15 protein-coding genes are annotated in these 12,831 nt (G+C 53.8%); 12 read left to right on the top strand and 3 right to left on the bottom strand.

What is annotated here, in order from left to right; translation table 11 throughout:
* Positions 1-189 precede the first annotated feature (189 nt).
* The 3 genes from mntR to NST43_RS20250 all read left to right on the top strand — a co-directional run bounded on the left by mntR (position 190) and on the right by NST43_RS20250 (position 3,599).
* Positions 190-615, top strand: a complete 426-nt coding sequence (gene mntR, locus NST43_RS20260; RefSeq protein ID WP_036698430.1) for a transcriptional regulator MntR — start codon at positions 190-192, stop codon at positions 613-615.
* A gap of 274 nt (positions 616-889) precedes the next feature.
* Positions 890-2,566, top strand: a complete 1,677-nt coding sequence (locus NST43_RS20255; RefSeq protein WP_339218978.1) for a family 10 glycosylhydrolase — start codon at positions 890-892, stop codon at positions 2,564-2,566.
* 64 nt (positions 2,567-2,630) lie between these two features.
* Positions 2,631-3,599: a patatin-like phospholipase family protein gene (locus NST43_RS20250; protein ID WP_339218977.1), complete on the top strand. Its 969-nt coding sequence runs from the start codon at positions 2,631-2,633 to the stop codon at positions 3,597-3,599.
* 141 nt (positions 3,600-3,740) lie between these two features.
* On the opposite strand, the gene NST43_RS20245 is transcribed toward NST43_RS20250, so the two are convergent.
* Both NST43_RS20245 and NST43_RS20240 read right to left on the bottom strand, forming a co-directional pair.
* Entirely contained in the window at positions 3,741-4,079 is a 339-nt protein-coding gene (locus NST43_RS20245) for a hypothetical protein (protein WP_339218976.1), read from the bottom strand.
* A gap of 7 nt (positions 4,080-4,086) precedes the next feature.
* Positions 4,087-5,085 (bottom strand): DUF1385 domain-containing protein, encoded by a 999-nt coding sequence (locus NST43_RS20240; RefSeq protein ID WP_209984408.1) that lies wholly within the window; start codon positions 5,083-5,085, stop codon positions 4,087-4,089.
* Between the two features lie 155 nt (positions 5,086-5,240).
* On the opposite strand from NST43_RS20240, the gene NST43_RS20235 reads away from it, so the two are divergent.
* The 4 genes from NST43_RS20235 to NST43_RS20220 all read left to right on the top strand — a co-directional run bounded on the left by NST43_RS20235 (position 5,241) and on the right by NST43_RS20220 (position 9,095).
* The gene (locus tag NST43_RS20235) at positions 5,241-5,732 is read left to right on the top strand and encodes a YqhR family membrane protein (protein WP_209984405.1); all 492 of its coding nucleotides are present in this window, start codon (positions 5,241-5,243) and stop codon (positions 5,730-5,732) included.
* A gap of 76 nt (positions 5,733-5,808) precedes the next feature.
* The gene (locus NST43_RS20230; protein ID WP_339218975.1) at positions 5,809-6,879 is read left to right on the top strand and encodes a Xaa-Pro peptidase family protein; all 1,071 of its coding nucleotides are present in this window, start codon (positions 5,809-5,811) and stop codon (positions 6,877-6,879) included.
* A 46-nt stretch (positions 6,880-6,925) separates the two neighbouring features.
* Entirely contained in the window at positions 6,926-7,483 is a 558-nt protein-coding gene (gene efp, locus NST43_RS20225) for an elongation factor P (RefSeq protein ID WP_209984399.1), read from the top strand.
* A gap of 358 nt (positions 7,484-7,841) precedes the next feature.
* Positions 7,842-9,095: an aspartate kinase gene (locus tag NST43_RS20220; protein ID WP_209984396.1), complete on the top strand. Its 1,254-nt coding sequence runs from the start codon at positions 7,842-7,844 to the stop codon at positions 9,093-9,095.
* 111 nt (positions 9,096-9,206) lie between these two features.
* On the opposite strand, the gene NST43_RS20215 is transcribed toward NST43_RS20220, so the two are convergent.
* Positions 9,207-10,073, bottom strand: coding sequence for a YitT family protein (locus NST43_RS20215; protein WP_339218972.1), 867 nt, complete (start codon positions 10,071-10,073; stop codon positions 9,207-9,209).
* A 262-nt stretch (positions 10,074-10,335) separates the two neighbouring features.
* Between NST43_RS20215 and NST43_RS20210 the strand changes: the two genes are divergently transcribed.
* From NST43_RS20210 to spoIIIAD, 5 genes are all read left to right on the top strand, one after another.
* Positions 10,336-10,578, top strand: a complete 243-nt coding sequence (locus tag NST43_RS20210; protein WP_036698792.1) for a YqhV family protein — start codon at positions 10,336-10,338, stop codon at positions 10,576-10,578.
* 82 nt (positions 10,579-10,660) lie between these two features.
* The gene (gene spoIIIAA / locus NST43_RS20205) at positions 10,661-11,668 is read left to right on the top strand and encodes a stage III sporulation protein AA (RefSeq protein WP_339218970.1); all 1,008 of its coding nucleotides are present in this window, start codon (positions 10,661-10,663) and stop codon (positions 11,666-11,668) included.
* Positions 11,661-12,179 (top strand): stage III sporulation protein SpoIIIAB, encoded by a 519-nt coding sequence (gene spoIIIAB, locus NST43_RS20200; protein WP_339218968.1) that lies wholly within the window; start codon positions 11,661-11,663, stop codon positions 12,177-12,179. Before spoIIIAA ends, spoIIIAB begins: the two co-directional genes overlap by 8 nt.
* Positions 12,180-12,192: 13 nt before the next feature.
* Positions 12,193-12,396, top strand: a complete 204-nt coding sequence (spoIIIAC, locus tag NST43_RS20195; protein WP_020426549.1) for a stage III sporulation protein AC — start codon at positions 12,193-12,195, stop codon at positions 12,394-12,396.
* A 9-nt stretch (positions 12,397-12,405) separates the two neighbouring features.
* Positions 12,406-12,795, top strand: a complete 390-nt coding sequence (gene spoIIIAD / locus NST43_RS20190) for a stage III sporulation protein AD (protein WP_036698407.1) — start codon at positions 12,406-12,408, stop codon at positions 12,793-12,795.
* Positions 12,796-12,831: the final 36 nt, after the last annotated feature.

The raw sequence follows: 12,831 nt of genomic DNA, 5'->3' as shown, positions 1-12,831 counted from the left end.
TCACGCTCCTTAGGGATGAGGATAACGTTATTGTGCCAATCCGCAGGCGAATGGAATCCTGGTAAACATCACTAAGCAGGGAAGCGGGTGACCGGCAGGACTTGCCAAGGAGCGGCAGAAGCATGTATCATTGTTAGAGCAAGGCCCGGTCCCACCGTTACGCTCATTATAGAAAAGAGGTAAGCTAGAATGCCAACACCCAGCATGGAGGATTATTTGGAGCGCATATATAAGCTCATCGACGAGAAGGGTTATGCGCGGGTCTCGGATATTGCCGAGGGGCTGGAAGTCCATCCCTCCTCTGTGACCAAGATGATCCAAAAACTGGATAAGGACGAATATCTCATCTATGAGAAATATCGTGGGCTTGTCCTAACAAGCAAAGGAAAAAAAGTGGGGAAACGTCTTGTGGACCGCCATCAGCTGCTGGAGGAGTTCCTCGGGATTATTGGGGTACAGCAAGAGCATATTTATAAGGATGTTGAAGGCATTGAGCATCACTTGAGCTGGGATTCCATCACCCGGATCGAAACGCTGGTGGAATATTTCCGCCGGGATGAAGCGCGTGTGCAGACCTTGTACGATATTCACCATGAGATAGCCAGCGATTCATAAACGTGGCTTTTTTTGTTTGATTAGCGCAACCTTTCCAGTTTTTTTACGTCAAAACGGGTACCGTTCCTTTTCAACTAAGGAAGGATTCCGTTTACAAAAGAACGGCCTTCTCCCTGACCCAAGGACGAGAGGGCTATTTTTTTGTCTAAAGATAAGAATTTATATGCTTGGCGATAACATTATCCTTATCTTTCTCGCTGAAACGATGCCATCCTTTAAAAGGACGACAAAGTCGTTTCCGCTTGATATACAACTTCAACACCTGGGAGGAATTATGAATTACCGTAAATGGATCGTAGGACTGCTCGTGATTATGCTATGTATGCCTGTGTGGACGCCGGGTGTACGCGCAGCTTCTGTACAAATCACCATTGAACTGGATGGGGAGACACTGAGCCCGGATGTGCCGCCGTATATTACACGTACCAACGTTACGATGGTGCCTGCTGGTGTGATTAGCCAGGGACTGGGTGCCGGTGTGAAATGGGATCAGGCCAGTAAGACAGCAACCATCAGCAAGGATAATAATGTACTGCAGCTGACCAGCGGCAAAACAAGCGCTATCGTTAACGGGGCAGCCGTCCGTCTGGATACTTCTGTGCAGATCACGCAGGGCCGGGTCATGGTGCCGCTGCGGTTTGTAAGCGAGCAGCTTGGGCTGCAGGTACTATGGGATCAGGCCACGAAGCATATTTCCTTATATTCAGGCATGGAGATCGGCGGCCCTTCTACGCCTGTAACACCGTCAGTTCCGTCTGTGCCTACACCAACTGTACCTATGCCATCTGTGCCAACACCGACGGTACCGTCACCAACTGTACCTTCTATTCCTGGTGCCAAGACCGGGAAGGCGATGAAAGGCGCCTGGATATCTACCGTGTATAATCTGGATTGGCCCTCAACGTCTTCGGCAGGTAATCCGGACAAGCAGAAGAAGGAGTTCGACAGCCTGCTGGACAAGCTGAAGGCGGCCGGATTCAATAGTGTATTCGTCCAGGTCCGACCGTCTGGAGATGCACTTTATCCTTCACAGATCGTGCCCTGGTCCAAGGTGCTTAGCGGGACTCAGGGTAAGGAGCCCGGCTACGACCCGCTTGCCTATATGGTTAGCAGTGCCCACAACCGGGGAATGCAGCTGCACGCCTGGTTTAATCCGTTCCGGGCTACAACAGATGCTTCTACCGGCAGTCTTGCCCCTAATCATGTAGCCAAGCTTCATCCGGACTGGGTCGTCAAGGCTGAGAATAAGCTGTACATCAACCCGGGCATTCCGGAAGCGCGGCAGCATATTATTGACACCGTGATGGAGGTGGTCAGAGGGTATGATATTGACGGAGTACATCTGGATGATTACTTCTATCCGTCCAATGTAGCTTTTGCCGATGATACGGCCTTCAAGACCTTCAATGCACAAGGAATTGCTGGCAAAGGAGACTGGCGGCGGGATAATATCAACCAGTTCATCCGTCAGCTGGGGCAGGAGATTCATGCAGTGAAGCCGTCCGTCTCATATGGGGTCAGCCCATTCGGGGTATGGCGTAACAAAAAGGTGGACAGCACCGGCTCAGATACTACGGCAGGGGTGTCCGCCTATGATGATATGTATGCGGATGTGCGCACCTGGATTCAGAACGGCTGGATCGATTATGTTGCCCCGCAGGTCTATTGGAGTCTCTCCTTCAGCGCCGCCCGTTATGATAAGCTGGTGGACTGGTGGGTGAACGAGGTTAAGGGAACGAAGGTTAAGCTGTACATCGGTCTGGCCTCCTACAAGGTAGGGGATACCAAGCAGACTGCAGAATGGCAGAGCGGAGATCAGATTATCAACCAGCTCAAATATAATGAGAAGTACGATGAGGTGGCAGGCAGCATCCTGTTCCGGGCGAATGATATTGTGGTCCGTGACCCGTACGGGCTGGCCAGTCTGCTCAGTTTCTATTTCAAGAGTTAAGTCATGAATAGTCCCCCGTGCTCATAGATAACAATACATTCTATGGAACGGGGGTTTGCCATGTATGGAGATTAACGCAGTATTTGAAGGCGGGGGAGTCAAAGGAATTGCCCTGGCAGGTGCGGTCGAGGCGACGGAACGCGCGGGCCGTACCTTTGGGCGGGTTGCAGGGACGTCTTCCGGTTCGATCATCGCCTCGCTGCTGGCAGCAGGGTACAGCGGGGAGGCGATGAGCCGGGTAATCCGGCGTACGCCCTTCACCTCCTTCCTGACAAGGGGAGCGCTCTACAATACGGCCTTCGTCGGGCCAGCCTTACGCGTGCTGCTCAAGAAGGGGCTGTACTCAGGCCAGGCGCTGGAAGCGTGGATTCGCGGCCTGCTGCTGGAGCAGGGGGTCGTTGCGTTCCGGGATCTGCCGCGCGGCAAGCTGCGGGTGATTACGTCAGACATCACCAACGGGCGGATTGTGGTGTTGCCCGATGATCTGGTGCTGTACGGGATCGAGCCAGACAGCTTCGAAGTTGCCAAGGCGGTGCGGATGAGCTGCAGTATTCCGTATTTCTTCGATCCGGTGATCCTGCGGCTGGCCGGAGAGGCGGCCCGGGGGAAATCGTTCAGCGGGCAGCTGGTCTATATGGTGGACGGCGGGGTGCTCAGTAATTTTCCGCTCTGGCTGTTCGATGAGAAGAAAGACGGCTTCCAGTCACCAGAGCGCAGAACGCCAACCATTGGCTACCAGCTGATCGGAAAGACGGCCCCGCAGCCGCATCATATTACGGGGCCGTTCAGCATGCTGGAGGCGATGCTCTCCGCACATGATGAACGGTATATTGAGACGGATAAATTCGTTCGTACGGTCAAAATCCCTACGCTGGGCATCTCCACTACCGAGTTCCATATTACGCAGACACAGACTGACGCTTTGTATACGGCGGGCATCGCAGCCGGAGAAGAGTTCTTCGCTAACTATCGTCCTGCACCGCCTCACTACACCTGGAGGGTACCCCTTCATACCGCCGGTCCAAGGCGGTAACTAAACTAAATAACCCCGCAAAGTGGGCTTTAGCTTCGATGATGACTCAGGTACTTTGCGGGGGCCCCAAAAACAAAAAAAGGCATCCCGCACGTTATTCCAATAACGTGGGGATGCCTTTTGCACTTCTGCTTGAATGGTTCAGTGATATTTAGGCAGCTGATCGTCATTCTTACCCTTACTGCCTTCGATGACCTGGAAGGGATAGCTTTTGCGCTTGCCCGGTGAGCCAGTGGTCTTGCGGATGCCGGCAACCTTGGACATCGTCTTGGCCGAAGGTTTAACCTTGGTGCGCGGACGTCCGGGTCCGCCGCCCATTCTGCCGGGGGCTATCTTGTAGGCGTAATACAGCAGTCCCAGCAGAATCAGGGGGAAGATGAAGAAGGACAGAGCCGCCAGGCCGCGTGCCATAATGTCCAGCACCAGCCCCCATACGGCAAGAGCTGTCGTAATCCAAAATATCAAAGCATGTCTGATCATTGGCTAATCATCCTTTCGCAGGATCCAAAATGCCGCCTGACACACTTGCCTCAGAATATCCTTTTGCTTCAATGGCAGCGTCCAGCTCCCGCATCCGGTTGAAGGAGGCGATCGACACCTCTACCATATCGTCCTTCGGTTCCTTGGTAGTCAACAGCTGCAGCCACAGGCCCGGGTACCCCAGATACTTGAGGCCGGGAATATCTCTTACCGCATTCGTGCCCTTCAGTACCTCGAACGAGATTCCGATGACCACCGGCAAAAGAACGATACGCTGCAGCACCCGTTCCATCAGGGAATTCCATGGGACGACCGAGTAGATAATCACACCGAGGATAATCGTCAGCATCATGAAGCTGCTTCCGCAGCGGTAATGCAGACGGCTGTATTTCTGTACGTTCGCTACGGTCAGCTCTTCGCCAGCTTCAAATGCGCTAATAACTTTATGCTCGGCTCCGTGATACTGGAAAAGCCGCTTGATCACAGGCGTCTGCGAGATCGCCCAGAGATAGACGAGCAGGAGAATCAGCTTGATGCCGCCTTCCACAAGGTTGTGCAGAATATAGTTGTCAAATACATTCTTGAACAAAAAATCTTCTACGAATACCGGGACCAGCGTGAAAATCAGCTTGCCGAACAGGAAAGAAAGAATCCCCATTATAGCAACGCCGAAGATCATCCCGAGGCTCCAGCCTTCGTCCTTCTTCTTGTCCTTCGCCTGCTGCTTGGCAAGCTCTTCCGGCTCCGTCTCATCCTCGGCATAGGATTCTGCCGAATAGTTCAGATGCTTCGAGCCTTTGGCGCTGGAATCTATAATACTGACAATGCCGCGAAGCAGCGGAATCTTGCGCAGTTTAAGGACCCAGCTCTTATCGCTCTTCGGCACCTCCAAAAATGTAATCTCCTGATTCTTTCGTCTTACGGCTGTTACGTTGACATGCTTGCCGCCGAACATGACGCCTTCGATAACGGCTTGGCCGCCGTAACTGGGAGTTTCCTGGGACAACCAATTCACCTTCCCGTATATTGATATGATTTATATAATACATTGTAACTAATTTTTAAACACATTACTAGTTGGATTGCCGTTAGCTGTACATACTAGCTATAGAGAGCGGAGTGGAAACCGGATTAAACCCATACCGAAAGAGAGGCAGCCCTATGAGTTCTTCAAGCAAGCCCAAGACCGCCCAGACCAATCTTTTTTATTTCTCCATTGAACTGGGTTATTTCGCCGGTTTAATCTGGGGAGGATTGCACTGGCTGATGTATGTCCTGCACTTTACCAAGGTCATTCCGGGATTTTTGGCGGAGCCCTTTTTCAAGCATGACTTTTTGCTGACCCCTGCCGGGCATCTGCTCGGATATTTATTTTTTATCGTACTCTCCGTATTGGCTTCCCTGATCTACGTGTTAATATTCCGGAAGCTTAACGGGCCTTGGCCCGGGATGATATACGGGGTGCTGTGGTGGTCGGTCCTGTTCCTTGCGTGCTCGCGCTTATTCCTGCTCCAGCCGCCGTTCAAGCTGCCGTGGAACACGGTCATCAGCGAATTCTGCCTCTTCCTGCTCTGGGGATTATTCATCGGATATACGGCGGCGATCGAGTATACGGATGAACGCAAACGCGAACAGCAGACGAAGCTGGCCTAGGCCCTTCGAAAAAACTTCTCAGATGTCCTGCCGCTATGGTAAAATACAATGTGGCTATTTCGAGAGGAGAATGAAAATGGGCAACAAGCGCGTCTCCAAGCTGCGTAAGGTTCTGCAGGAACTGGGACTGGATGCGATGTTAATTACCAGCGGATATAACCGCCGCTATTTGAGTGGGTTCACCGGCTCCTCCGGGTACGTGCTGGTTACCGGTGATGACAGTTATCTGCTGACGGACTTCCGGTATATGACCCAGGCCTCGGAACAGGTGAACGGCCTCAAGGTGGTGCAGCATGACTCGAAATTCATTGACACCGTGCGGGAACTGCTGCCGAAGGGTGGACAAGTCCGGGTCGGCTTCGAGCAGGATGATGTGACCTTCAGTGCGTACACCGCTTATGCAGCGGCTCTTGCGCCGGCAGTTATGGTACCGGTATCTAAGGCTGTTGAGAACCTGCGCATGTTCAAGGACGAGGAAGAACTGGCTGTAATGCAGCGGGCTGCCGATCTGGCAGACGCCACGTTCAGTCACATCCTGAATGTGATCAAGCCGGGCATGACGGAACGCGATGTCGATCTGGAAATGGAATTCTACATGCGTACGCATGGTGCGACTTCCTCTTCGTTCGATACGATCGTGGCTTCCGGCGAGCGTTCGGCTATGCCGCATGGTGTAGCGAGCAGCAAGATTATCGGGAACAACGAATTCGTGACCTTCGATTTCGGCGCGCTCCTGGACGGTTACTGTTCAGATGTAACGCGTACAATTGCTCTGGGATCACCGGACCCTAAGCTGAAGGAGATCTACAATATTGTGCTTGAAGCGCAGCTTCACACGCTGGCACATATCAAGCCCGGCATGACTGGCCGTGAATGTGATGCCCTGGCCCGCGATATCATCACCCGTTACGGGTATGGTGAATATTTCGGCCACAGCACGGGCCATGGTCTCGGGATGGAAGTACATGAATGGCCGCGTTTGTCCAAGCTGGCGGATGAAGTGATCCAGCCGGGGATGGTTGTCACCGTAGAGCCGGGGATCTATCTCTCGGGCCTTGGCGGCGTGCGGATTGAAGATGATATTGTCATTACCGAGAGCGGCATCGCGCTGCTGACACATTCATCGAAGGATTATACGGTACTGTAAGACAACTATCATTCAGTTAATTCATCGATTCCAGGAGGGATTTTTAGTGATTTCAGTTAATGATTTCAAGACAGGCTTGACCGTAGAAGTAGAAGGGGACATCTTCACCGTCATTGATTTCCAGCATGTGAAGCCGGGTAAAGGCGCAGCCTTCGTCCGCTCCAAGCTGAAGAACCTGCGTAACGGCAATACGGTTGAACGCACGTTCCGTGCCGGTGAAACGATTGGCCGTGCCATCATCGAGAACCGTGGCGTGCAGTACCTCTATGCGAGCGGCTCTGATCATGTGTTCATGGACAACGAGACTTATGACCAGTTCGAATTGTCAGCCAAGCAGCTCGAATGGGAGCTTAACTTCCTGAGAGAGAACATGACAGTGAATATCGTCAGCTACCAGGGCGAAATCCTGGGGATCAACCTGCCGACCAGCGTAGAGCTGAAAGTTACTGAGACCGAGCCGGGCGTTAAGGGCAACACGGCTCAAGGCGCAACCAAAGCCGCTATTCTGGAGACCGGCCATACGGTCCACGTGCCTTTGTTCATCAATGAAGGAGATGTTCTCCTGGTCGATACCCGCGAAGGTAAATATATCTCCCGCGCATAGGAGCCTTTTTGGATTCCAGATGTAACTTGAGGGCCTCCCCGCTTGATGCGGCGGGGGTCTTTTTGCTGTGGCAGGCTGGGCGAGAGGGACGAGGTGGAGGGAAAAGGGACAAAAGGGATAAATCCCTCTGACAGGTGTCTGCGGTGGGGCGGAATGTGAACTGAAGGAGAGTAATGAGGAGCATTAGTGCCCCTTATTCCGGCCCTGCAGGTTCGGGGTTTAAGGCCGGGCACATCAAAAATGGGCACTTTATTTTGTGAAACCATTAACGCATGTTATGATTTTCGTATTATACTGTGTTAAAGCGTTAACTAAAATATAAGCTACTTATAGAGCGAATTAGGGAGTGAATGGGACTTTGTCACTTTATGTCATGAAATTCGGGGGCAGCTCCGTCGGCGATGTTGAACGCATGAAGCGTGTTGCCGGCCGCATCGCAGCCAAGCAGGACGAAGGGCATCGCTGTGTTGTGGTTGTATCCGCTATGGGGGATACGACAGATGAACTGATCGATCAGGCGATACAGCTGAACGGGCAGCCTCCTGCACGCGAGATGGATATGCTGATGACTACGGGCGAGCAGATCTCCGTAGCGCTTCTGTCCATCGCACTTCACGGGATAGGACGGAATGCCGTATCCTATACAGGCTGGCAGGCCGGGTTCCGTACCGATGATACCCACGGCCGGGCACGGATCAGCGAGATTGTTCCACGCCGGGTGCTGGAGTCGCTGGAGCGCGAGCAGATTGTGATTGTAGCCGGCTTCCAGGGCATGACGCTGGACGGCGAGATTACCACGCTGGGCCGCGGAGGCTCGGATACCACAGCGGTTGCGCTGGCTGCAGCCATCAAAGCAGATGTCTGCGAGATCTATACCGATGTAGACGGCATCTACTCTACAGACCCGCGTATTGTGAAGACGGCGCGCAAGCTTAAGGAAATCTCGTATGACGAGATGCTGGAGCTGGCTAATCTCGGCGCAGCCGTGCTGCATCCGCGTGCCGTGGAATATGCCAAACGCTATCAAGTGAAGCTGGTCGTAAGATCGAGCTTTAACCATAATGAAGGTACTGTTGTGAAGGAGGAAGCAAGCATGGAACAGGGTGTGGTAGTAAGCGGAATTGCCTATGACAAGAATGTGGCCCGGATCAGTATTCTGGGAGTTCCGGATGTACCGGGGGTACTCGCGCAGGTATTCGGCAAGCTGGCCGATGAGGGTGTGGATGTCGATATTATCGTGCAGAGCGGAGTGCAGAATGCGACTGCGGACTTCTCCTTCACCGTGGCGCTCAGTGATCTGGTGAAGGCCAAAGAGGTCATCAAGGAGCTACACAGCGTATTGCCATACCGTGAAGTGACTTCCGAGGACAGTCTGGTCAAGGTGTCGATTGTCGGCGCTGGTATGGTCAGCCATCCGGGTGTTGCCGCCAAGATGTTCGAGGTCATCTCGAACGAAGGGGTGAGCATCAAGATGGTCAGCACTTCCGAGATCAAGGTGTCGTGTGTGATTGAATCCGGCAATCTGCAGCAGATCATCCAGGCGCTGCATACCGCCTATAACCTGGATACAGAAGAGCAAGCCTTCGTTGGAGGTCCACAGGACCGCCGCTAAGTCTGCCAGAAGGTATCGTAATTACAGAAGAGTGCTGTTCCCCGCAGAAGCGGAGAACAGCACTCTTTTTGCATATACATAAGGGTAGGAATGACCTTCACCATGCACTCTCTAGCTCAGGCGCCGGAACCGGCCCATGATCTCTACCGTCTCCAGTACATTAACGAAGGATTTCGGATCGGTCTCCAGAATCGTCCTGCGCAGATCTGCCAGCTCATAGCGGGTGGTTACGGTCATCAGCATGGTATTGCCCTCGTGACTGTACCCGCCCTCCGCGTTAACAACGGTGATGCCATGCGGCAGACTAGTGAGTCTATTCAGCATTTTCTCCCGCTCCTTGGTGACAATGAAGCAGGTCAGCTTGACATGGCGGATGTGGATCATGTCCACCACCCGGCTTTTGACGAAGATACAGAGCATCGCGTAGAGCGCGGAATCCCAGCTTTTGAAGAAGCCGAGACTTAAGATAACCAGACCGTCCATGACGAACAGCACGGTGCCCATGGGAATATCCCGCTTGCGGGTAATGATAGAGCCAAGAATGTCGAAGCCTCCGGAAGAACCGCCCGCCCGCAGCGAGAAGCCCACCCCTCCCGCAATAATCACCCCGCCGAAGATACTGGCCAGAATCGGGTCCTTGGTGAGCTTCACCACAGGGATAACGTTCAGGAACCAGGTGGTGGACAGGACAGACAGCATGCTATAGCAGATGTACTTTTTGCCAACGGCGACGAAGCCCCAGATCAGGATTGGCAGATTGATGGCGAAATAGTACAGCGAGATAAACTTGGGATGGGTCAAATACCCGATGATGGAAGCTGTCCCGGCTACACCGCCGCTGAGCAGTTGGTGCGGAATCAGGAATAACCGGAGCCCGGCTGCTACCAGAAACGCTGAAAATATAATAATAGCGATCTCTCTAACCTGTCTGGCTATTGTTCCTGATACAAGCGGTACTACGAAATTACGAACCTGCATGACTGTGATCCCCTTCTTTGTTGATTATCTTTGGATACGGCAAAATTAATTTTATCATACCGATGATATTTTTTTATAGAGAACAGTACTATGATTTTTTTCACACCTCGTGAAATCTCCGCTAGTATCCCCATTTCTTCTTGTCTAAAGTCGCTCCTTTCCGCATATCCATGGATAACAGCTTGTTTGATGTGCAGCGAACGTGTGCAATCCATAGATTTGAACGAAGGAGTTGAGATATTTGGACAAGTATGTAAGCTGGATGTCTGGCCTGCGGCTGCTGTCCGGCAGTGTGGAGATTGCGGCGGCCTTGATTATGCTGAAGCTGAATCAGGTGGATAAGGCGCTGGCTGTCAATTCGGGACTGGCGCTTGTCGGCCCTACGATCCTCATTCTGACCACGGCTGTCGGCCTTACAGGGATGGCAGAGCAGCTGTCCTGGGGCAAGCTTGGCTGGATTGGCTGCGGGGTGGCTATTCTCTTATTCGGGATTCTGAAGAAATGATAGATGATAGGCATAAAGCACAAGTACAAGCATAAATATGGAATAAAGCTATTTAGTAGAGTACAGCTTGGGGGTACCTGATATGGCTAATGACTGGCTTCTGTTGTTTCCTGAAAAAGTAAGAGCGCTGCTCGGCGGTCTCCCCGCTGCGCTCCTGGGCAAGGTGGAGGAGATTCGCGTCCGTGAGGGCCGGCCGCTAGAGATCAACTATTCCGGCAAGTATCATTTCATTGGCGCGGGTGGCAGCCTGACCCAGCTACCCGGTGAGGCTTACCGGCCAGACCGGGAGGATACACACCGGCTGCTGGACCTCATCAGCAATCATTCCCTCTATACGATGGAAGAGGAGCTGCGCAAGGGCTTCATCACGATCCCCGGTGGACACCGGATCGGCCTCTGCGGCCGGACGGTGCTGAGCGGGGGCGGTGTGGAGCATCTGCGCGATATTACCGGCTTCAACGTGCGGATTGCCCGTGAGGTGCACGGCATCGCCGACGGCGTGCTGCCGTATCTGCTGGACCGGGGACGGCAGCGGGTCATGCATACGCTGATTCTGTCCCCGCCGCAGCATGGCAAGACCACGCTGCTGCGCGATTTGGCCAGACAGCTGTCAGCAGGCACAAGCGGCGGCCGGGAGGGCAGCCGGCCGGGGCTGAAGGTTGGCATCGTCGATGAACGCTCCGAGATCGCAGGCAGCCGCCGGGGAATTCCGGCCTTCGATGTCGGGCCGCGCACGGACATTCTGGATGGCTGTCCCAAGGCGGAAGGCATGATGATGATGATCCGCTCCCTGTCACCCGATGTGCTGATCGCCGATGAAATCGGCCGCATGGAGGACGCAGAGGCGGTGACCGAGGCGCTGCACGCCGGGATCTCGGTGGTCGCTTCCGCGCATGGCAAGGAAGTGTCCGAGCTGGCCCGGCGGCCCGGCCTTGGCGGGTTGCTGGAGCACCGGATGTTCGAGCGGTATGTGATCCTGCAACGCGGAGCTTCCGGCTTATCCTTCCGCATTCTGGACGGCCAGAAGCGCGGGCTGCTGCTTGTCTCGCCGGAGGAGCAGCAGGTGTCAGGGGGTGACCGCCATGCTTAAGCTGCTTGGCGCGGTACTGATCGTGCTGGCCGGTACGCTGGCCGGCTTCAAACGGGCAGCCCAGTACGCCGACCGGCCGAGGCATATCCGGGCCTTGATTGCGGCGTTCCAGCGGCTGGAGACCGAGATCCAATATGGCTACACGCCGCTGCCGGAGGCGCTGCGCCGGATCGGGATGCAGACGAAGGTGCCGCTGAGAGCCTTCTTCCTTATGGCGGCGGATGAGATGAATCCGCCGCATAACCACAGTGCGGAAGAGGCCATCCGGCGGGCCATGGAGGCCCACTGGAGCAGTGCATCGCTGCGGGGAACGGAGAAGGAGATCGTCCGGCAGCTAAGCTGCACGCTCGGAACCAGTGACCGGCCGAATCAGAGCACGCATATTGCACTGGCTTTACAGCAATTGAAGCAGGAGGAGACAGCGGCCAGAGAAGATCAGGGCAAGTATGAGAAGGTGAGTAAAAGCCTGGGTCTGCTGCTTGGAGCATTGATCGTCATTTTGATCTTTTAGCGAGGTGCCAGGAATGAATATTGAAGTCAACGCGATCTTTCAGATTGCCGGCATCGGCATCATTATCGCCATGATCCACACGGTGCTTAAGCAGATGGGCAAAGAGGATATCGCCCACTGGGTAACGATTGTCGGCTTTATCATCGTCCTGTTCATGGTCATCCGGATGCTGGATGGGCTGCTGCAGGAAATCAAAACGATTTTTCTTTTTCAATAGGCTGGAGTTATGGAAATCATTCAGATTGTGGGAATTGGCATCTTGGCGACCGTCCTCATCCTCGTCCTGAAGGAACAAAAACCGGTATTCGCCTTCCTGCTGACCACTGCGGCCGGCATTCTGATCTTCCTGTTCCTGATCGGCAAGATCGGAACGATTCTCGGTACGCTGGAGCGGGTCGCGGAGTCCTCCGGGATGGAAATGATCCATATCAAAACCGTGTTCAAAATCATCGGCATCTCCTATATCGCGGAATTCGGGGCGCAGATCGTGAGGGATGCCGGGCAGGAATCGATTGCTTCCAAGATTGAGCTGGCCGGCAAGGTGCTGATCATGGTGCTGGCTGTTCCGATCATCAGCATAATTATTGAAACGGTCATGAAGCTGCTGCCAGCTTGATGCAGCGGACATGCCGGACAAGTTGGAGTAAAGCGG

It is taken from the genome of Paenibacillus sp. FSL H8-0332 (assembly GCF_037963835.1).
GTDB lineage: Bacteria > Bacillota > Bacilli > Paenibacillales > Paenibacillaceae > Paenibacillus_AQ > Paenibacillus_AQ rhizoplanae.
Note: the sequence above shows the minus strand (reverse complement) of the source record. Positions and strands in the feature narration are given on the sequence as shown.